Source organism: Vibrio sp. 1180_3 (genome assembly GCF_029478545.1).
Taxonomy (GTDB): Bacteria; Pseudomonadota; Gammaproteobacteria; order Enterobacterales; family Vibrionaceae; genus Vibrio; species Vibrio aestuarianus.
Genome location: NZ_SJFM01000002.1, coordinates 158,852 through 176,783 on the forward strand (window position 1 = coordinate 158,852; position 17,932 = coordinate 176,783).

The following is a 17,932-nucleotide window of genomic DNA, read 5'->3' on the forward strand; positions in this document are numbered from 1 at the left end:
ACTATGGCGAAACTGCATGATTACTACAAGTCGTCTGTAGTCGCTGAGCTTACCAAAGAGTTCAGCTACACAAGCGTCATGCAAGTCCCTAGGATTGAGAAAATCACCCTAAACATGGGCGTTGGTGAAGCAATCAACGATAAGAAACTATTAGAAAATGCAGCATCTGATATGGCTACGATCTCTGGTCAAAAACCACTGATCACTAAAGCTCGTAAATCTGTTGCAGGTTTCAAAATTCGTGAAGGCTACCCAATTGGTTGTAAAGTAACCTTGCGTGGCGAACGTATGTGGGATTTCTTAGAGCGTTTAATCTCTATTGCACTTCCACGTGTACGTGATTTCCGTGGCGTTAGCGCGAAGTCTTTTGACGGTCGTGGTAACTACAGCATGGGCGTTCGTGAGCAAATCATCTTCCCAGAAATCGACTACGATAAAGTAGATCGTGTACGTGGTCTTGATATTACTATCACGACTTCTGCTGGTACTGATGAGGAAGGCCGTGCTCTGCTGGCTGCCTTTAACTTCCCATTCCGTAAGTAAGGTGAAGGGTTACTGTTATGGCTAAACAATCAATGAAAGCACGTGAAGTTAAACGTGCAAAGCTAGTAGCTAAGTTCGCTGAAAAGCGTTCTGCGTTAAAAGCTATCATCAGCGATGTAAACGCATCTGAAGAAGATCGTTGGAATGCAGTTCTTAAGCTGCAAGCTCTTCCACGTGATTCAAGTGCTTCACGTCAGCGCAACCGTTGCAACCAAACTGGTCGTCCACACGGTTACCTACGTAAGTTCGGTCTAAGCCGCATCAAAGTTCGCGAAGCTTGCATGAAAGGCGAGATTCCTGGACTTCGTAAGGCTAGCTGGTAATTGCCACTTAATCATTTGGAGTAAATCTTATGAGCATGCAAGATCCGATTTCGGATATGCTGACCCGCATTCGTAACGGTCAGGCAGCAAACAAAGTTGCTGTAAAAATGCCTTCTTCAAAGCTTAAAGTTGCAATTGCTGCACTGCTTAAAGCTGAAGGTTATATCGCTGATTTCGCTGTTGAAGGCGAAGCAAAACCTGAGCTAGAAGTTACTCTTAAGTACTTCCAAGCTAAACCAGTAATCGAGCAAATCCAACGTGTTTCACGTCCTGGTCTACGCGTTTATAAGAAAAATAACGCGTTACCATCAGTGATGGGCGGTATGGGTGTTGCTGTAGTGTCCACTTCCAAGGGTCTGATGTCTGACCGTGCTGCTCGCAAAGCAGGTCTTGGTGGTGAAATCATCTGCTACGTAGCTTAAGGAGTAGGATATGTCTCGTGTTGCTAAAGCACCTGTCGCTATTCCAGCTGGCGTAGAGGTGAAACTAAACGGCCAAGAAATCACTGTAAAAGGTGTTCAAGGTGAGCTGACTCGCGTTCTACACAACGGCGTAGTTATTGCACAAGAAGAAAACAACCTTACTTTCGGTCCTCGTGAAGGTGTTGCTAACGCTTGGGCACAAGCAGGTACTGCTCGTGCACTAGTAAACAACATGGTTGTGGGTGTTACTGCAGGCTTTACTAAAAAGCTTGTTCTTAAAGGTGTTGGTTACCGTGCTGCTATCAAAGGCAACGCAGTTGGCCTAACTTTAGGTTTCTCACACCCTGTTGAGCATGAACTCCCAGCGGGTATTAAAGCTGAATGTCCTAGCCAAACTGAAATTGTTCTAACTGGTTGTGATAAGCAATTAGTTGGTCAAGTTGCGGCTGACATTCGTTCTTACCGTGAGCCTGAGCCTTATAAAGGTAAAGGTGTTCGTTACGCAGATGAAAATGTGCGTACTAAAGAAGCTAAGAAGAAGTAAGGTAACACTATGGATAAGAAAGCATCTCGCATCCGTCGTGCTACACGCGCACGTCGTAAGATTGCTGAACTGGGTGCAACTCGCCTAGTAGTACACCGTACTCCTCGTCACGTGTACGCTCAGGTTATCGCATCAAACGGCTCTGAGGTTATCGCAGCAGCTTCTACTGTAGAAAAAGCGATCCGTGAGCAAGTTAAGAACACCGGTAACGTAGACGCAGCTAAAGCAGTAGGTAAAGCTATTGCAGAACGTGCTCTTGAAAAAGGCGTGTCAGCAGTTGCGTTTGATCGTTCTGGTTTCCAATACCACGGTCGAGTAGCGGCGCTAGCAGAATCTGCTCGCGAAGCTGGTCTGAAATTCTAAGGTAGGGTTGGAAGATGGCTAAAGAACAACAACAAGCTAGTGATTTGCAAGAAAAGCTAATCGCTGTTAACCGTGTATCTAAGACGGTTAAAGGTGGTCGAATCATGAGCTTTACTGCGCTAACTGTAGTTGGTGACGGTAATGGTCGCGTAGGTTTCGGTTACGGTAAAGCCCGTGAAGTACCTGCTGCGATTCAAAAAGCAATGGAAAAAGCGCGTCGTAACATGGTTACTATCGCTCTTAACGAAGGCACTCTTCACCACGCGGTGAAAGGTCGTCACTCGGGCTCTAAAGTTTACATGCAGCCAGCTGCAGAAGGTACAGGTGTTATCGCCGGTGGTGCGATGCGTGCTGTACTTGAAGTTGCCGGTGTACATAACGTACTTGCGAAAGCGTACGGTTCTACAAACCCAATCAACGTTGTTCGCGCAACAGTTGCTGGTCTAGTAGATGTGAAGTCGCCAGAAATGGTTGCTGCTAAACGTGGTCTAACTGTTGAATCTATTTCGGAGTAAGCACACGATGGCAACTATTAAAGTAACTCAAACTAAAAGCTCAATTGGCCGTCTACCAAAGCATAAAGCAACTTTGCGTGGTTTAGGTCTTCGTCGTATCAACCATACAGTAGAACTTGAAGATACTCCGTGTGTACGCGGTATGATCAACAAGGTTTACTACATGGTTAAAGTTGAGGAGTAATCAGAATGCGTTTGAATACTCTATCACCGGCTGCGGGTTCTAAGCCTTCTAAGAAGCGTTTAGGCCGTGGTATCGGTTCAGGCCTAGGTAAAACTGGTGGCCGTGGCCATAAAGGTCAAAAGTCACGTTCTGGCGGTAAAGTTCGTCCAGGTTTTGAAGGCGGTCAGATGCCTCTAAAACAACGTCTACCAAAATTCGGTTTCACTTCTCGTAAGAGCCTAGTGTCTGCTGAAATTCGTCTAGCTGAGCTAGCGAAAGTAACTGGTGACGTAGTAGATCTAAACAGCCTTAAAGCTGCTAACCTAATCACTAAGAACATCGAGAACGTTAAAGTTGTTCTTTCTGGTGAAATTAGCAAAGCTGTGACTGTTAAAGGTCTGCGCGTGACAAAAGGCGCTAAAGCTGCAATCGAAGCTGCAGGCGGTAAAATCGAGGAATAATCTCGAGGAACGAGGTACAGATGGCTAAGAAACCAGGACAAGATTTTCGTAGTGCTCAGAGCGGCTTAAGTGAACTAAAGTCGCGCTTATTATTCGTAATTGGTGCACTTTTAGTATTCCGAGCCGGCTCTTTTGTGCCGATTCCTGGTATTGACGCAGCTGTACTTGCCGATTTGTTCGAACAGCAAAAAGGTACCATCGTTGAAATGTTTAACATGTTCTCCGGTGGTGCTCTTTCGCGTGCATCTATCTTAGCATTGGGCATCATGCCGTATATTTCGGCGTCAATTGTTGTCCAATTGCTAACTGTAGTTCATCCAGCGTTAGCGGAACTCAAGAAAGAGGGTGAAGCAGGCCGTCGTAAGATAAGCCAATATACACGCTATGGCACGCTTGTACTTGCAACATTCCAAGCTATTGGTATTGCAACAGGCTTACCAAACATGGTCGACAATCTGGTTGTTATCAACCAAACCATGTTTACGCTTATTGCTACCGTAAGTTTAGTAACTGGTACCATGTTCCTAATGTGGTTAGGTGAACAAATTACAGAGCGAGGAATTGGTAATGGCATTTCATTGCTAATTTTTGCAGGTATTGTTGCTGGATTGCCACAGGCAGTCGGACAAACAATCGAGCAAGCGCGTCAAGGTGAATTGCATGTACTTCTTCTGTTGTTAATCGCAGTAATTGCTTTTGCTGTTATCTACTTCGTAGTTTTCATGGAGCGTGGTCAGCGTCGAATCGTCGTTAACTATGCGAAGCGTCAACAAGGTCGTAAGGTTTTTGCAGCGCAAAGTACACACCTACCATTGAAAATTAATATGGCGGGTGTAATACCAGCGATTTTTGCATCAAGCATTATTTTGTTCCCAGGAACATTAGCACAATGGTTTGGTCAAAATGGTGAGAGCAGCACATTCGGTTGGCTAACTGATGTGTCTTTGGCTCTTAGCCCAGGTCAGCCTTTGTATGTTATGCTTTATGCAGCAGCAATAATTTTCTTCTGTTTCTTTTATACAGCGTTGGTGTTTAATCCTCGTGAAACAGCAGATAATCTGAAGAAGTCCGGTGCATTCGTACCCGGCATCCGCCCAGGTGAGCAGACAGCGAGATACATTGATAAAGTAATGACTAGGTTAACCCTAGCGGGTGCACTATACATTACCTTTATCTGTCTGATTCCCGAGTTCATGATGGTCGCTTGGAACGTACGTTTCTACTTTGGCGGCACATCACTACTGATTGTAGTAGTGGTTATTATGGACTTTATGGCACAGGTACAGACTCATATGATGTCCCAACAGTATGATTCTGTGTTGAAAAAAGCGAACCTGAAAGGCTACGGTCGTTAATATCAGGTTCAATTACGGAGTTTAGCAATGAAAGTTCGTGCTTCCGTTAAAAAAATCTGTCGTAACTGTAAAGTAATCAAGCGTAACGGTGTCGTTCGTGTGATTTGCAGTGAGCCAAAGCATAAACAGCGCCAAGGCTAATTAGCAGAAATTTTTACTTGAAATCTAAAGGTTGGTCGAGTATATTCCTCGGCCTACCTTTTGCGTGCAAAAGAAGTAGTATGCCGCAGCGTATCCTCGACGGGCTCTGCTGCGGATAATTTCTTATATAAGTACTAGGAGTGAATAGTGGCCCGTATAGCAGGCATTAACATTCCTGATCAAAAGCATGCTGTGATTGCATTAACTGCAATCTACGGTATCGGTAAAACCCGTTCTCAAGCTATCCTAGCTGATTTGGGTATTGCTGAAAGTGTTAAGATCAGTGAACTAACTGAAGAGCAGATCGATCAACTGCGTGATGGTGTAGCTAAATACACTGTAGAGGGTGATCTTCGTCGTGAAGTTTCCATGAACATCAAGCGTCTTATGGACCTTGGTTGTTACCGTGGTCTTCGTCATCGTCGCAGTCTACCACTACGTGGACAGCGTACTAAAACCAACGCTCGCACCCGTAAGGGTCCGCGTAAGCCGATCAAGAAATAGTCGGAAGGGTAGAGTACAATGGCAAAACAACCAACTCGCGCACGTAAGCGTGTACGCAAGCAAGTTGCTGATGGCGTAGCGCACATCCATGCATCTTTCAATAACACAATCGTAACTATCACAGACCGTCAAGGTAATGCTCTAGCATGGGCTACTGCTGGTGGTTCTGGTTTCCGCGGTTCTCGTAAGTCTACTCCGTTCGCTGCACAGGTTGCTGCAGAACGTTGTGCTGAAATGGCTAAAGAATACGGCCTAAAGAACCTAGAGGTTATGGTTAAGGGTCCAGGTCCAGGTCGTGAATCTACTGTTCGCGCACTGAACGCTGCTGGTTTCCGTATCACTAACATTGTTGATGCGACACCAATCCCTCATAACGGTTGTCGTCCACCTAAGAAACGTCGCGTATAACGTTTCTAGGAAGATTGGAGAAAGATCATGGCAAGATATTTGGGTCCTAAGCTAAAGCTTAGCCGCCGCGAAGGTACTGACTTGTTCCTTAAGTCTGGCATTCGTGCGATTGATACCAAGTGTAAAATTGACAACGCACCAGGTGTACACGGCGCTCGTCGCGGTCGTCTATCTGAGTACGGTGTTCAGCTTCGTGAGAAGCAAAAAGTTCGTCGTATCTACGGCGTTCTAGAAAAACAATTCCGTAACTACTACAAAGAAGCTGCACGCCTTAAAGGCAACACAGGTGAAAACCTGCTTCAGCTTCTTGAAGGTCGTCTTGATAACGTAGTTTACCGCATGGGCTTTGGCGCAACTCGCGCAGAAGCACGTCAGCTAGTTAGCCATAAAGCTATCGTAGTAAACGGTAAAGTTGTAAACGTTCCTTCTTTCAATGTTACGGCTAACGACGTTGTTGCAATCCGTGAGAAAGCTAAAAAGCAATCTCGCATCAAAGCGGCTCTAGAAGTTGCTGAACAACGCGAAAAACCAACTTGGATTGAAGTAGATGCTGGCCAGATGGAAGGTACATTCAAGCGTATGCCTGAGCGTTCTGATCTATCAGCTGATATCAACGAACAATTGATCGTCGAGCTTTACTCTAAGTAAGGTTAAACTAAAGAGAGGACACAATGCAGGGTTCTGTAACAGAATTTCTTAAGCCACGTCTTGTTGATATCGAACAGATCAGCACGACACACGCAAAAGTAACTCTTGAGCCGTTAGAGCGTGGTTTCGGCCATACTCTGGGTAATGCACTTCGCCGTATTCTATTATCTTCAATGCCAGGTTGTGCTGTCACTGAAGTAGAGATTGAAGGCGTACTACACGAGTACAGCACTAAAGAAGGCGTTCAAGAAGATATCCTTGAGATCCTTTTAAACCTTAAGGGTTTAGCTGTACGCGTTGCCGAAGGCAAAGATGAAGTGTTCATTACGCTGAACAAATCAGGCTCGGGCCCTGTTGTTGCAGGTGACATCACCCATGATGGTGATGTAGAGATCACTAACCCTGAGCACGTGATTTGTCACCTAACGGATGACAATGCTGAGATCGCTATGCGTATCAAAGTAGAGCGTGGTCGTGGTTATGTTCCAGCTTCAGCTCGTATCCATACTGAAGAAGATGAGCGTCCAATCGGTCGTCTACTTGTAGATGCAACTTACAGCCCAGTAGACAAAATTGCCTACTCTGTAGATGCAGCTCGTGTAGAACAGCGCACTGATTTAGACAAGCTTGTTATCGATATGGAAACGAACGGTACTCTAGAACCTGAGGAAGCTATCCGTCGCGCAGCAACTATTCTTGCTGAGCAATTGGATGCGTTCGTAGATCTTCGTGATGTACGTGTACCTGAGGAGAAGGAAGAGAAGCCAGAATTCGATCCAATCCTACTGCGTCCTGTAGACGATCTTGAACTAACAGTTCGCTCTGCTAACTGTCTGAAAGCAGAAGCGATTCACTACATCGGTGATCTAGTACAGCGCACTGAGGTTGAGCTACTTAAAACGCCAAACCTTGGTAAGAAATCTCTTACAGAGATTAAAGACGTGCTTGCATCACGTGGTCTATCTTTAGGTATGCGCCTAGAGAACTGGCCGCCAGCGTCTATCGCTGAAGATTAATCGATACTAGTTAGAAGGATTAGGTCATGCGCCATCGTAAGAGTGGTCGTCAACTCAACCGCAACAGCAGTCATCGCAAAGCGATGTTCAGCAACATGGCTAGCTCTCTAGTACGTCATGAAGTTATCAAGACTACTTTGCCAAAAGCAAAAGAGCTACGTCGCGTCGTTGAGCCTTTGATTACACTAGCTAAGACTGACAGCGTTGCAAACCGTCGTCTAGCATTTGCTCGCACTCGTGATAACGAAGTTGTAGCAAAACTATTTAACGAACTAGGTCCACGTTTCGCTGCCCGTCAAGGCGGTTACACACGTATCCTTAAAGCCGGTTTCCGTACTGGTGATAAAGCTCCAATGGCTTACATTGAGCTTGTAGATCGCCCAGAAGTAGCTGTAGAAGCTGCTGCTGAGTAATCAGTTCGTATATAATAAAAAAGCCGAGCAGCAATGCTCGGCTTTTTTGTATCTGAAATAAAGCAAATTACAGCTTATACCAAGCCCAGTAAGTAAATGTTCAGAAATAGCGTAGGAAAGATGCTTGATAAAACGGTGGAATTTTTCGATAAGTAGTTATTCTACAATTAAAAGTTCTAATGCAGTTATTGGGTATTTTAACAAGCTAGGGTGACCAGTTATTTACTACGATTGGTATTATATTGCCGATATAAAAAAGGCTGGCAATTGCCAACCTTTGGTCATCCGTTATAAGACTATCTTATAGGATATCAAGTAGTTCTACTTCGAATACTAGTGCTGCGAATGGAGGAATTGCTGCACCTGCACCGCGCTCGCCGTAGGCAAGATCTTGTGGAATGTATAATTTCCATTTAGAACCAACAGGCATTAGTTGAAGAGCTTCTACCCAACCTTTAATTACACCTGTAACAGGGAATTCAGCTGGTTGTCCACGAGATACTGAGCTGTCAAATACAGTACCATCTGTTAATTCACCGTGGTAATGTACGCGTACTTGTTTGTCAGATGTTGGGATCTCACCAGTACCTTCAGTGATGATTTCGTACTGTAGACCAGACTCAAGAACAGTCACTTCAGAGCGTAATGCATTATCTGCTAAGAATACTTCACCATCAGCAGCTGCAGCTTTTGCTGCTTCTTGACGTGCAGATTCAGCACGTGTGTGTAATTCTTGCAGTGCGTTATTGATTTCATCAATCTCAATTGATGGCATTTCGCCTACTAGTGCCGTTGCAATGCCAGCTGCGATAGCGTCAACATTTAGACCGTCTAGGCCGCTACCAGCAAGCTGTTGACCCATTTGTAGACCAATACCGTAACTTGCTTTTTGCTCTACAGTTTCAAATTTTACTTCAGACATAAACTGTCACTCTTTTATCTAAATAAACAAAGGCCAAAGAATAGCAGTTTCAGCCAACGGATGAAACGGTAACACGTGATATCTGAATTCAATCGTTCAGGTTGTGACAAATCGCAGATCACCCAGAAAAATGTTTAAGTTTGTGTCAACGTTTACGATATCACGCGTATAGCTCTATACTGTTCGTTCTTGAGTTTTTATACTGTAGGTTGAAATTAAAGGAGACGGGTAGAGATGAATCGTCGTTATAAAAAGAAACCGCAAACAGATTATTTAGCTCTTATCCAACAAAAGTGGCACTCGTTTGAATGGCGGATATGGGGAGGGCGTGTACGTACCTATTGGCAAGCTTTACCTAAATTGCATCGACGAGCTTTAGCTGTATTAACGCCTGTTGTTGTGCTGCTGTTGATCATTCCTATGCCAAGTAGTGAATCATTAAAAGCACCAAAGAAGAGCAATGAACGGGTAAATATTAATATTGATACCACAGGTTTGAGCCAACAAAAAAGTGCTCAACAATCTTCTTTGAAATCAGAAAATTGGCAAGAATACACTGTTAAAAGTGGTGATACTTTATCGCAAGTTTTCCGTGCCAATGATTTACCGATGTCCGATCTCAATGCGTTGGTCAAGATTGAAGGAGGTGATAAACCACTCAGTCAGATAACGCAAGGACAGCTTGTTCGTTTTAAACTCGCCGCCAATGGCCAACTTGATATCCTTCAGCTTGAAAAGAATAACCAGTCAGTGATGTTTTTTAGGCTCTCTGATGGTGGGTTTGGCCGCAGTAAATAAATGATGGCGTAGTGGTGATGTTCATACTCGTTACCGAGACAGCTTCATATCAATATGCGGGATATCATCTTCTAGATACATATCAGATGTTTGATCAAATCCATAGGATTGGTAAAACTTAGCTAAATACTGCTGGGCACCAATTTCAATATCTTGGTTTGGCCATAATGCTTGGCAATTATCTAACGCTTGTTGGAGCAGTTGGTGGCCGAGTCCTGTTCCTCTTGCTTCTGCTTTTGTCGCCACGCGCCCAATACTGACACTGGGGTAGCTAATACCCGCGGGCAATAATCTTGCACATGCAACGATCTGTTGTTGTTGATAACCGATTAAATGGAAGACACCCGCTTGAGTATCTTTATCGTCCAGCTCTGGATATGGGCAATTTTGCTCAACCACAAAAACATTTACTCTTAGTTTGAGCAAGTCGTAGAGTTGTTGGATGGTTAGTTGTGAAAAGGAAAGACATTGCCAGGTGATCATTTGTAGACTCCTCGGTTTATTAATATCTGCAATGTAGCAAGCTTAAGTGCATGATTCATTAACAAAGGTTAAGTTAAGTTGAGTAACTTGTGCGATGCTCGGCAAAGATTCGCTAGCCACAAGGGGTTAAATAACGATAATAGGCGTTTAATTTTCGTCTAACCAAAGGACGTCCCCTTGAGCAATACCACTTTTTCGGCTGTTAGTTTAAAGCCAGAACTTCTTTCAAACCTCGACACATTGGGTTATACCAAGATGACGCCGATTCAGGCGCTAAGCTTGCCAACCATTTTGGCGGGTAAGGACGTGATTGGCCAAGGAAAAACCGGCTCAGGTAAAACCGCGGCTTTTGGTTTGGGCGTCTTATCTAATTTGAATGTAAAACGCTTTCGCGTGCAGTCGCTCGTACTATGCCCAACTCGTGAGCTGGCTGATCAGGTGGCGACTGAAATCCGTACTTTAGGCCGAGCGATTCATAACATCAAGGTACTCACTTTATGTGGTGGTATGCCGATGGGACCACAAATTGGCTCCCTAGAGCATGGTGCACATATTTTAGTTGGTACACCTGGTCGTATTTTGGATCACCTTGAAAAAGGGCGTATCGACCTATCTGAGCTCAATACCCTGGTGCTGGATGAAGCGGATAGAATGCTCGAAATGGGTTTCCAAGACGCGCTAGATGCGATCATTAGTGAAACTCCTGTTTCACGCCAAACGTTGCTATTTAGTGCAACATTCCCTGCTCAAATTAAGCAGATTGCTCAGCGTATTATGCGTGAACCTGAAATGGTTAAAGTTGAATCGACGCACGATACGTCCAGCATTCAACAATATTTTTATAAAGTCGAAGGGACAGAAGCTCGCGACCAAGCACTCGAGTTACTGCTTTTACATCATCAGCCAGAATCTGCAGTTGTGTTCTGTAATACAAAGAAAGAAGTGCAAAACGTTGCTGATGAACTACATCATAAAGGTTTTAGCGTGATTGAACTGCATGGTGATTTAGAGCAGCGCGACCGCGATCAAGCGTTAGTTCAATTCGCTAACAAGAGTATCTCTATTCTGGTTGCGACGGATGTGGCCGCGCGTGGTTTAGACGTGGATAACTTAGATGCAGTATTCAACTTTGAGCTTTCACGTGATCCTGAAGTGCACGTACACCGTATTGGTCGTACTGGCCGAGCGGGTAGCAAAGGTTTAGCGTTCAGCTTCTTTAGTGATAATGAAATGCATCGTGTAGCCATGATTGATGAATACATGGATATGCCTATCGAGCCGGCGAAACTACCAGATTCAAGTGCGATGAATCGACAGCCATATCAAGCTAATATGGTGACGATTCAGATTGATGGCGGCAAAAAGCAGAAAGTACGTCCAGGCGATATTTTGGGTGCTTTAACCAGTGATGGTGGTATTGATGGCCAATATGTTGGCAAGATTAACCTATTTGCGATGCGTGCTTATGTGGCCGTACATAAGTCAGTTGCTAAAAAAGCACTGAAAAAGATGGAGTCTGGCAAAATGAAAGGTCGTCAATTCCGAGCGCGTCTACTTAAGTAGTCAGGTTAGGTTTAATTGAGCCAGCGCTAATTTGCGCTGGCTTTTGCGTTTATGCGTGCTTTGATTCTGCTAAGGCTGATGGGGGTAATACCAAGATAAGCCGCAATATGTTGTTCATTAATACGCTCACATAGCTCAGGAAAGTGTTGGCACAACAGTTGATAACGCTGTTGTGGCGAATGCAGCAGCATGAACCGTTCTTTGTTTTCTTTATACCTCAATTGTGTTTCCAACAGCTTAAGATAAATGGGATGAGCATTGTCACGCCATTTCTGCAATGTCTGCATCGGAATACATAACAGTTGTACCGGAGTGAGTGTCTCTAATAAATAAGGGGAGGGTTGATGATTGATCAAACTCTCGAATCCTATCACCCAGTCTTTTTCCCAATAAAATTCTTTGCTGAATTGTTTGCCTTGCTCGGTGAGATAGCAGGCATGACAAACACCTTGTAGTACAAAGTAGAATTCGTCAGCGTATTCGCCTTGATTGACTAGTATATGTCTTGTTGGTAGCTCTAATGGTTTGGCAATAGTGAGTAAGTGTTCGATATCATCTTGCGCAAAACCGTGGCGGAATAACTGCTGGTAAAAATCGACATCCATTTCATGATGAGCCTTCTTGTTGATAGAGCTTCTATCTTACCTTGATTTTAGTGAGTAATAAAAAACGCAGCCAATGGCTGCGTTTGAAGATAAATAATCTGGATATTGAATCAGTTATTTCGTTAGGTCAATTTTATAAACCGCGAAGCCAACATCGTCAGTGGCAACTTTGGTCATTGGATACTGACCTTTGTCCTTGATAAATTGTGCCGCTTTGTCACTTGGTGATGTTTCAAAACGAATATCCAACGCTGTATCGGTTTTTATCGGTGCAAATGACCAGTTATTGTCAGCGCTTGGGTTTACCAGCCCTTTTTCTTGGCTCACGCGAGAAATATAGTCTGCAACAACAGTGCGGTTTTCATCAGGTGAATCAAAAGCGATGAACTCTGTACCAGTTCCTGCAAACTTATTGCTGTATGCGCGGTAGTTATTGGTGGCCACAATGAAGGTTTGCTTCATATCGATAGGCTTACCTTGGTAAGTCAAACCGACAATACGTTCTGCGCCTTCATGTTGAACTTTACAATCACCATCGTATTTTGCTGGTTGAGTCACGTCGATCTGATAGTTCACACCATCCATCACATCGAAGTTGTAAGTGCGGAAGCCATCCCAGTCAATTAACTGCTGAGGTGCTGTGCTGTTGATATCAATTTGTCTAAATTGGCCTGCGCTGCACTCTAACCACTCTTTCACTTCGTGACCTGTCATTTTGAGTGCAACTAGCGTGTTTGGATAGAGATATAAGTCAGCAGCATTACGGAACGTCAGTTGACCTGCTTCGACTTCGGTAAAGTTAGAAGGGTCATTTTTGCGACCACCTGCTTTAAATGGAGCCGCAGCAGAAAGAACTGGTAAGCCATCAAGGCTAGGATCACCTTGAATAAAGCGTTCTACATAATCTTTCTGAGCGAGGTTAACGATTTGCACCGTTGGGTCGTCTTGTACTAATGCTAAGAAGCTGTACATCACGTCATTCGCTTTACCAATCGGTTGGTTAACAAATTCGCGAGTACCTTTGTGATCATCTTGCAATGCTTTTACGATGCCAGCATCGGCTTCAGCCAGTGATGTTTTGTTAGCTTTGTCGAAAATAGGACGAGCTTGTGATTGGCCGTCTACCACACTCCACTTACCATCTTTATTTTCTAAAGTGAGGTCCATGACGCCAACATGGCTGCCCCAGCGTCCTGGCATTACCGCAGTTACGCCATTAATAGTGCCTTTTTCAACGTCAGCTCCCGGTAATTTCGCAAAATCTTTGCTTGGGAAAACCGCATGTGAGTGACCAAAAGCGATGGCATCAATACCTTTTACTTGTGTGAGGTAATAAACCGAGTTTTCCGCCCCTGTTTTGTGCGGGTCAGATGACACCCCTGAGTGTGGAATAGCCACAATCACATCTGCGCCTTCTTGTTTCATTTGTGGGATCAACTGCTCAGCGGTTTCTTTGATATCTTTGGCTACCACTTGCCCTTCAAGGTTTTTCTTATCCCACACCATAATTTGTGGTGGTACAAAACCGATATAACCAACTTTAATTTGATGAGCGTTACCGTCGGTATCTTTAAAAGTGTGTGTCTTAATTAGGTAGGGTTTGAAGTAGTGCTTACCGGTTTTTTGATCGTAAACGTTCGCGTTTACATAAGGGAAATCAGCGTCATTGATGGTTTCTGCTAAGAAAGATAAACCGTAGTTAAATTCATGGTTACCAATGTTACCTACATCATAACCGAGCTGATTCATGGCTTTATAGACAGGATGGACTTCGCCAGCTTTGATTCCTTTGGCTGCCATGTAATCACCCATTGGGCTACCTTGGATTAAGTCACCATTGTCCACTAATACGCTGTTTTGAACTTCATTACGAGCTTGTTTGACCAGGGTGGCAGCGCGAGATAATCCGATTTGGTTGGATGGCTTATCTTTGTAATAGTCGTAATCCATCACATTGGTATGGATGTCGGTTGTTTCGACAATACGAAGCTTAATTGTGTCAGCCATTGCGGGGCCAGCCATGGCCAACATACCGCCAAGAACGGCTATTGATAGAGGTTTCACTGCCACTTTCATTGTGTACTCCATTATATAGGGGAAATAAATAACTGGTGTAATGTATCAAAAGCTCATGAAACAATGATTTCAATGAGGATTAATTTGTGATGTTAAGCGTTAACTTGGTGGCATTCTGTAGCCAAGATCCCAACAATCATGACTTTTTCATCAAAAATAAGTGATTTTATTGTGATAGCTAATTAATCCCTTATCAGCTTTTGATATAAAAAATGAAATTTTAGAATTTCAGGTAATATAAAGACCTCGCCATAATGCATCTATAAATTCAGTTATGGATGACGATAATGACAGGTAAGGACACAATTTCTCAGCTTCCGGTAAAAGGGCCACGTCTTGTTGCTGTGAATGCTCAAACCCTAGTTCCTAGCACTACATCGTACGTAAAAAGCCAACTTGCTTCAGGCGAAGTAGCACTAATTGGCGCAGGTCCTGGTGATCCTGAATTATTAACTTTAAAAGCGTTGAGTTTTCTGCAGCAGGCCGATGTGGTGCTTTATGATTACTTGGTTTCAGATGAAATCATGTCTTTGGTATCTAGTGAAACCATTTTAGTTTGTGTTGGTAAAAGAGCCGGTCATCACAGTGTTCCGCAACACAAAACCAATCAGCTATTGGTCGATTTTGCCAAGCAAGGTCATAAAGTAGTGCGCATTAAAGGTGGTGATCCTTTTATTTTTGGGCGCGGTGGTGAAGAGCTTGAAGTCTTGTTCGATGCCGGAGTTAAGTTTCAGGTGATCCCTGGTATTACCGCAGCTGCAGGCGCGACGGCTTATGCTGGCATCCCACTAACTCATCGAGATTATGCTCAATCAGCCTTATTCGTTACTGGTCATTTAAAAGCTGAAAACGATGATATGGATTGGTCAACGCTAGCCCGTGGTAATCAAACCTTGGTGATTTATATGGGGTTGATGAAGTCGAGTTATATCCAAGATCAGTTGATTGAGCATGGCCGCCAAGCCACCACACCGATCGCCATCATTGAACGCGGTACTCAGCGAACACAGCAAGTTTTCAAAGGTCAGCTTAGCGATTTATCTCAATTGTCAGCAAAAGCACAAGCGCCTTCCTTAATTGTGGTCGGTGAAGTCGTTGCGTTGTCTGACAAGCTGCATTGGTTTGGTGAGCCGGCATTTCAGCACGGCCAAGCGATTGAGACCACTCACGTCAATTACGCCTAATTCTAATCATAAGGGCGCAGTAACGCTCTGAAAATACGATTGTATCAATGACTCTCATTGCAACACGCTCGCACTGCGAGCCAAAAGGAAGCATGAAGATGGACCAACAACGCTTAACCCATTTACAGCAGCTCGAAGCGGAAAGTATTCACATTATTCGTGAAGTGGCGGCTGAGTTTGATAACCCAGTAATGATGTACTCGATCGGTAAAGATTCATCCGTCATGTTGCATCTAGCACGTAAAGCCTTTTACCCAGGAAAAATTCCGTTTCCTTTGCTGCATGTCGATACTGACTGGAAGTTTCGCGAGATGATCGAATTTCGTGATCGTGCAGCACAAAAATATGGTTTTGAGCTACTGGTTCACAAAAACCCAGAAGGTCTAGCAATGGGGTGCAGTCCCTTTGTTCATGGATCTTCAAAGCACACTGATATCATGAAAACTCAAGGGCTTAAGCAGGCGCTGAATAAGTACGGCTTTGATGCTGCTTTTGGTGGTGCTCGTCGTGATGAAGAGAAATCTCGCGCCAAAGAACGGGTCTATTCATTTAGAGATAAAAACCACACTTGGGATCCTAAAAACCAACGCCCAGAATTATGGAAGACCTATAACGGTCAAGTAAACAAGGGCGAAAGCATTCGCGTATTTCCTTTGTCGAACTGGACTGAGCTTGATATTTGGCAGTACATCTATCTAGAAAATATTGAGATCGTACCGCTATATCTGTCTGAAATTCGTCCTGTGGTCGAGCGTGATGGCATGTTGATCATGGTTGATGATAACCGTATGAAACTTGAGCCGGGTGAAAAGGTTGAATACAAAAGTGTTCGCTTCCGCACTCTCGGTTGTTACCCGCTGACTGGCGCTGTTGAATCCAAAGCGAATACCTTGACCGGTATTATTGAAGAGATGCTCGTTGCCACATCGAGTGAACGACAAGGCCGTGCGATCGACCACGATCAGTCGGGATCGATGGAATTGAAAAAACGCCAAGGTTACTTCTAAGGATCTAAGGAAAGATTATGAATAGTGCAGTTCAAGCTCAACTTTCTGAGCTAGGTATTGAATGTTACCTCACTCAACACCAACACAAATCGCTACTTAGATTTCTCACATGTGGTTCGGTAGATGATGGAAAAAGTACCTTAATTGGTCGTCTGCTTCATGATTCAAAGCAGATTTATGAAGATCAATTAGCTGCAGTGCATTCCGATAGTCAGCGTGTTGGTACGACTGGCGAACGTCCTGATTTGGCGCTGCTGGTGGATGGTTTGCAAGCCGAACGTGAACAAGGCATCACGATTGATGTCGCGTACCGTTATTTCTCAACTCAAAAACGAAAATTCATCATTGCCGATACTCCTGGGCATGAGCAATACACGCGCAATATGGCCACTGGAGCTTCAACGTGTGATCTTGCGGTGATTCTGATTGATGCCCGTAAAGGGATTTTAGATCAAACACGTCGCCATTCATTTATCTCCAACTTATTGGGCTTGAAGCATTTTGTAGTCGCGGTCAATAAAATGGACTTGGTTGATTATGCACAAGAGCGTTTTGAGCAAATTCGCCAAGATTATTTGGAGTTTTCCAAACACCTACAAGGTGAGATTGATATTCAGATCATCCCGATTTCAGCATTAGAAGGCGATAACGTGGTCGAGGCGAGTCAGTTTATGGACTGGTATCAAGGACCATCTCTACTTGAGTTACTTGAAGATGTCGATGTTGATCAAGAGAAAGGCGCGGGCGAATTTCGTTTTCCAGTGCAGTACGTCAACCGCCCGAATCTCGACTTTCGAGGCTTTGCGGGCACGATAGCATCAGGTCGCATCAACGTCGGTGATTCAATCAAAGCATTGCCATCGGGCAAACAATCGACCATTGCCCGCATTGTCACTTTCGATGGTGATCTAGAACAAGCGCAGGCAGGTCAGGCGGTTACCTTGACACTGACAGATGAAATCGACATTAGTCGTGGTGACTTAATTGTCCTTGAAGGGGCGAGTGTTGAGTCAACCAACCACCTATTGGCGGATGTGGTGTGGATGACTGAGCAACCACTTCAGGCGGGTCGCGAGTACAACATCAAAATTGCAGGTAAGAAAACGGTAGGTCAAGTAAAGGCTATTCGTCATCAATATGACATCAATAACCTTTCGACCTATCAAAGTGATGAGCTGCCGCTCAATGGTATTGGATTGTGCGAATGGTCATTGAATGAGTCGATTGCTCTCGACAAGTACTTAGACAGCGCCAATACCGGTGGTTTTATCATTATTGATCGTCTTACTAACGTAACAGTTGGAGCTGGTTTGGTGCGTGATAGCCTGCAAAACTTAGCGCGCGATGAAAACCATCATTCTGCTTTCGAAATTGAATTAAATGCTCTGATCCGCAAGCATTTCCCACATTGGGACGCAAAAGATCTCAGTCAATTATTAAAGTAGTCATTGTTGTGAGAGTGAGTGATCACTCTC

General features: G+C 44.2%; 24 protein-coding genes. 20 read left to right on the plus strand and 4 right to left on the minus strand.

What is annotated here, in order from left to right; translation table 11 throughout:
- The first annotated feature begins 3 nt into the window (after window positions 1-3).
- From rplE to rplQ, 15 genes are all read left to right on the plus strand, one after another.
- Window positions 4-543 carry a 50S ribosomal protein L5 gene (gene rplE / locus EYW48_RS02340; RefSeq protein ID WP_053309517.1) on the plus strand — a complete coding sequence of 180 codons (540 nt, stop codon included), beginning with the start codon at window positions 4-6 and terminating at the stop codon, window positions 541-543.
- Between the two features lie 17 nt (window positions 544-560).
- Window positions 561-866, plus strand: coding sequence for a 30S ribosomal protein S14 (gene rpsN / locus EYW48_RS02345; RefSeq protein ID WP_053309516.1), 306 nt, complete (start codon window positions 561-563; stop codon window positions 864-866).
- 29 nt (window positions 867-895) lie between these two features.
- A complete protein-coding gene (gene rpsH, locus EYW48_RS02350; RefSeq protein WP_053309515.1) occupies window positions 896-1,288 on the plus strand; it encodes a 30S ribosomal protein S8 in 393 nt (130 codons plus the stop codon).
- A gap of 10 nt (window positions 1,289-1,298) precedes the next feature.
- Window positions 1,299-1,832 (plus strand): 50S ribosomal protein L6, encoded by a 534-nt coding sequence (gene rplF / locus EYW48_RS02355; protein ID WP_053309514.1) that lies wholly within the window; start codon window positions 1,299-1,301, stop codon window positions 1,830-1,832.
- Window positions 1,833-1,841: 9 nt separating this feature from the next.
- Window positions 1,842-2,195: a 50S ribosomal protein L18 gene (gene rplR / locus EYW48_RS02360; RefSeq protein WP_053309513.1), complete on the plus strand. Its 354-nt coding sequence runs from the start codon at window positions 1,842-1,844 to the stop codon at window positions 2,193-2,195.
- Between the two features lie 14 nt (window positions 2,196-2,209).
- Window positions 2,210-2,710 carry a 30S ribosomal protein S5 gene (rpsE, locus tag EYW48_RS02365; RefSeq protein ID WP_053309512.1) on the plus strand — a complete coding sequence of 167 codons (501 nt, stop codon included), beginning with the start codon at window positions 2,210-2,212 and terminating at the stop codon, window positions 2,708-2,710.
- 7 nt (window positions 2,711-2,717) lie between these two features.
- Window positions 2,718-2,894 carry a 50S ribosomal protein L30 gene (gene rpmD, locus EYW48_RS02370; protein ID WP_004398455.1) on the plus strand — a complete coding sequence of 59 codons (177 nt, stop codon included), beginning with the start codon at window positions 2,718-2,720 and terminating at the stop codon, window positions 2,892-2,894.
- Window positions 2,895-2,899: 5 nt separating this feature from the next.
- Window positions 2,900-3,334 carry a 50S ribosomal protein L15 gene (gene rplO / locus EYW48_RS02375; protein WP_053309511.1) on the plus strand — a complete coding sequence of 145 codons (435 nt, stop codon included), beginning with the start codon at window positions 2,900-2,902 and terminating at the stop codon, window positions 3,332-3,334.
- 20 nt (window positions 3,335-3,354) lie between these two features.
- Window positions 3,355-4,689, plus strand: coding sequence for a preprotein translocase subunit SecY (gene secY, locus EYW48_RS02380; RefSeq protein WP_053309510.1), 1,335 nt, complete (start codon window positions 3,355-3,357; stop codon window positions 4,687-4,689).
- Window positions 4,690-4,716: 27 nt separating this feature from the next.
- Entirely contained in the window at window positions 4,717-4,830 is a 114-nt protein-coding gene (gene rpmJ / locus EYW48_RS02385) for a 50S ribosomal protein L36 (protein WP_000868186.1), read from the plus strand.
- A gap of 147 nt (window positions 4,831-4,977) precedes the next feature.
- Window positions 4,978-5,334 (plus strand): 30S ribosomal protein S13, encoded by a 357-nt coding sequence (gene rpsM / locus EYW48_RS02390; protein ID WP_053309509.1) that lies wholly within the window; start codon window positions 4,978-4,980, stop codon window positions 5,332-5,334.
- Window positions 5,335-5,352: 18 nt separating this feature from the next.
- Window positions 5,353-5,742, plus strand: coding sequence for a 30S ribosomal protein S11 (gene rpsK, locus EYW48_RS02395; protein ID WP_001118870.1), 390 nt, complete (start codon window positions 5,353-5,355; stop codon window positions 5,740-5,742).
- Window positions 5,743-5,769: 27 nt separating this feature from the next.
- On the plus strand, window positions 5,770-6,390 hold the full coding sequence (gene rpsD, locus EYW48_RS02400; protein ID WP_053309508.1) for a 30S ribosomal protein S4: 621 nt from the start codon (window positions 5,770-5,772) through the stop codon (window positions 6,388-6,390).
- Between the two features lie 23 nt (window positions 6,391-6,413).
- On the plus strand, window positions 6,414-7,406 hold the full coding sequence (gene rpoA / locus EYW48_RS02405; protein ID WP_053309507.1) for a DNA-directed RNA polymerase subunit alpha: 993 nt from the start codon (window positions 6,414-6,416) through the stop codon (window positions 7,404-7,406).
- 26 nt (window positions 7,407-7,432) lie between these two features.
- Complete coding sequence (gene rplQ, locus EYW48_RS02410) at window positions 7,433-7,819, plus strand: 50S ribosomal protein L17 (protein ID WP_053309506.1); 387 nt, start codon at window positions 7,433-7,435, stop codon at window positions 7,817-7,819.
- Window positions 7,820-8,120: 301 nt separating this feature from the next.
- Here the strand turns inward: rplQ and EYW48_RS02415 are convergent, their stop codons facing one another.
- Window positions 8,121-8,741: an FKBP-type peptidyl-prolyl cis-trans isomerase gene (locus tag EYW48_RS02415; protein ID WP_053309505.1), complete on the minus strand. Its 621-nt coding sequence runs from the start codon at window positions 8,739-8,741 to the stop codon at window positions 8,121-8,123.
- A 234-nt stretch (window positions 8,742-8,975) separates the two neighbouring features.
- On the opposite strand from EYW48_RS02415, the gene EYW48_RS02420 reads away from it, so the two are divergent.
- Complete coding sequence (locus EYW48_RS02420; protein WP_053309504.1) at window positions 8,976-9,539, plus strand: LysM-like peptidoglycan-binding domain-containing protein; 564 nt, start codon at window positions 8,976-8,978, stop codon at window positions 9,537-9,539.
- A 30-nt stretch (window positions 9,540-9,569) separates the two neighbouring features.
- Here the strand turns inward: EYW48_RS02420 and EYW48_RS02425 are convergent, their stop codons facing one another.
- On the minus strand, window positions 9,570-10,022 hold the full coding sequence (locus EYW48_RS02425) for a GNAT family N-acetyltransferase (protein ID WP_172531855.1): 453 nt from the start codon (window positions 10,020-10,022) through the stop codon (window positions 9,570-9,572).
- A gap of 177 nt (window positions 10,023-10,199) precedes the next feature.
- Here EYW48_RS02425 and dbpA point away from each other — a divergent pair, with 177 nt between their 5' ends.
- Window positions 10,200-11,585, plus strand: coding sequence for an ATP-dependent RNA helicase DbpA (gene dbpA, locus EYW48_RS02430; protein WP_053309502.1), 1,386 nt, complete (start codon window positions 10,200-10,202; stop codon window positions 11,583-11,585).
- Between the two features lie 26 nt (window positions 11,586-11,611).
- On the opposite strand, the gene EYW48_RS02435 is transcribed toward dbpA, so the two are convergent.
- Window positions 11,612-12,190 carry a Crp/Fnr family transcriptional regulator gene (locus tag EYW48_RS02435; RefSeq protein ID WP_053309501.1) on the minus strand — a complete coding sequence of 193 codons (579 nt, stop codon included), beginning with the start codon at window positions 12,188-12,190 and terminating at the stop codon, window positions 11,612-11,614.
- A 114-nt stretch (window positions 12,191-12,304) separates the two neighbouring features.
- Entirely contained in the window at window positions 12,305-14,266 is a 1,962-nt protein-coding gene (cpdB, locus tag EYW48_RS02440) for a 2',3'-cyclic-nucleotide 2'-phosphodiesterase (protein ID WP_168520879.1), read from the minus strand.
- Between the two features lie 287 nt (window positions 14,267-14,553).
- Here cpdB and cobA point away from each other — a divergent pair, with 287 nt between their 5' ends.
- From cobA to cysN, 3 genes are read left to right on the plus strand one after another with little or no spacing between them, the layout of a single operon-like run.
- Entirely contained in the window at window positions 14,554-15,450 is an 897-nt protein-coding gene (gene cobA / locus EYW48_RS02445) for a uroporphyrinogen-III C-methyltransferase (protein WP_176312867.1), read from the plus strand.
- A gap of 47 nt (window positions 15,451-15,497) precedes the next feature.
- Complete coding sequence (cysD, locus tag EYW48_RS02450; protein WP_080996305.1) at window positions 15,498-16,457, plus strand: sulfate adenylyltransferase subunit CysD; 960 nt, start codon at window positions 15,498-15,500, stop codon at window positions 16,455-16,457.
- A 17-nt stretch (window positions 16,458-16,474) separates the two neighbouring features.
- Window positions 16,475-17,902: a sulfate adenylyltransferase subunit CysN gene (cysN, locus tag EYW48_RS02455; protein ID WP_277431822.1), complete on the plus strand. Its 1,428-nt coding sequence runs from the start codon at window positions 16,475-16,477 to the stop codon at window positions 17,900-17,902.
- The last annotated feature ends 30 nt before the right edge of the window (window positions 17,903-17,932 follow it).

Excerpts from the sequence above, each read along its gene's own strand:
- rplE (WP_053309517.1), top strand. The coding sequence starts at position 4 with ATGGCGAAACTGCATGATTACTACAAGTCGTCTGTAGTCGCTGAGCTT.
- rpsN (WP_053309516.1), top strand. The coding sequence starts at position 561 with ATGGCTAAACAATCAATGAAAGCACGTGAAGTTAAACGTGCAAAGCTA.
- rpsH (WP_053309515.1), top strand. The coding sequence starts at position 896 with ATGAGCATGCAAGATCCGATTTCGGATATGCTGACCCGCATTCGTAAC.
- rplF (WP_053309514.1), top strand. The coding sequence starts at position 1,299 with ATGTCTCGTGTTGCTAAAGCACCTGTCGCTATTCCAGCTGGCGTAGAG.
- rplR (WP_053309513.1), top strand. The coding sequence starts at position 1,842 with ATGGATAAGAAAGCATCTCGCATCCGTCGTGCTACACGCGCACGTCGT.
- rpsE (WP_053309512.1), top strand. The coding sequence starts at position 2,210 with ATGGCTAAAGAACAACAACAAGCTAGTGATTTGCAAGAAAAGCTAATC.
- rpmD (WP_004398455.1), top strand. The coding sequence starts at position 2,718 with ATGGCAACTATTAAAGTAACTCAAACTAAAAGCTCAATTGGCCGTCTA.
- rplO (WP_053309511.1), top strand. The coding sequence starts at position 2,900 with ATGCGTTTGAATACTCTATCACCGGCTGCGGGTTCTAAGCCTTCTAAG.
- secY (WP_053309510.1), top strand. The coding sequence starts at position 3,355 with ATGGCTAAGAAACCAGGACAAGATTTTCGTAGTGCTCAGAGCGGCTTA.
- rpmJ (WP_000868186.1), top strand. The coding sequence starts at position 4,717 with ATGAAAGTTCGTGCTTCCGTTAAAAAAATCTGTCGTAACTGTAAAGTA.
- rpsK (WP_001118870.1), top strand. The coding sequence starts at position 5,353 with ATGGCAAAACAACCAACTCGCGCACGTAAGCGTGTACGCAAGCAAGTT.
- rpsD (WP_053309508.1), top strand. The coding sequence starts at position 5,770 with ATGGCAAGATATTTGGGTCCTAAGCTAAAGCTTAGCCGCCGCGAAGGT.
- rpoA (WP_053309507.1), top strand. The coding sequence starts at position 6,414 with ATGCAGGGTTCTGTAACAGAATTTCTTAAGCCACGTCTTGTTGATATC.
- rplQ (WP_053309506.1), top strand. The coding sequence starts at position 7,433 with ATGCGCCATCGTAAGAGTGGTCGTCAACTCAACCGCAACAGCAGTCAT.
- EYW48_RS02415 (WP_053309505.1), bottom strand. The coding sequence starts at position 8,741 with ATGTCTGAAGTAAAATTTGAAACTGTAGAGCAAAAAGCAAGTTACGGT.
- EYW48_RS02420 (WP_053309504.1), top strand. The coding sequence starts at position 8,976 with ATGAATCGTCGTTATAAAAAGAAACCGCAAACAGATTATTTAGCTCTT.
- EYW48_RS02425 (WP_172531855.1), bottom strand. The coding sequence starts at position 10,022 with ATGATCACCTGGCAATGTCTTTCCTTTTCACAACTAACCATCCAACAA.
- EYW48_RS02435 (WP_053309501.1), bottom strand. The coding sequence starts at position 12,190 with ATGGATGTCGATTTTTACCAGCAGTTATTCCGCCACGGTTTTGCGCAA.
- cpdB (WP_168520879.1), bottom strand. The coding sequence starts at position 14,266 with ATGAAAGTGGCAGTGAAACCTCTATCAATAGCCGTTCTTGGCGGTATG.
- cobA (WP_176312867.1), top strand. The coding sequence starts at position 14,554 with ATGACAGGTAAGGACACAATTTCTCAGCTTCCGGTAAAAGGGCCACGT.
- cysD (WP_080996305.1), top strand. The coding sequence starts at position 15,498 with ATGACTCTCATTGCAACACGCTCGCACTGCGAGCCAAAAGGAAGCATG.
- cysN (WP_277431822.1), top strand. The coding sequence starts at position 16,475 with ATGAATAGTGCAGTTCAAGCTCAACTTTCTGAGCTAGGTATTGAATGT.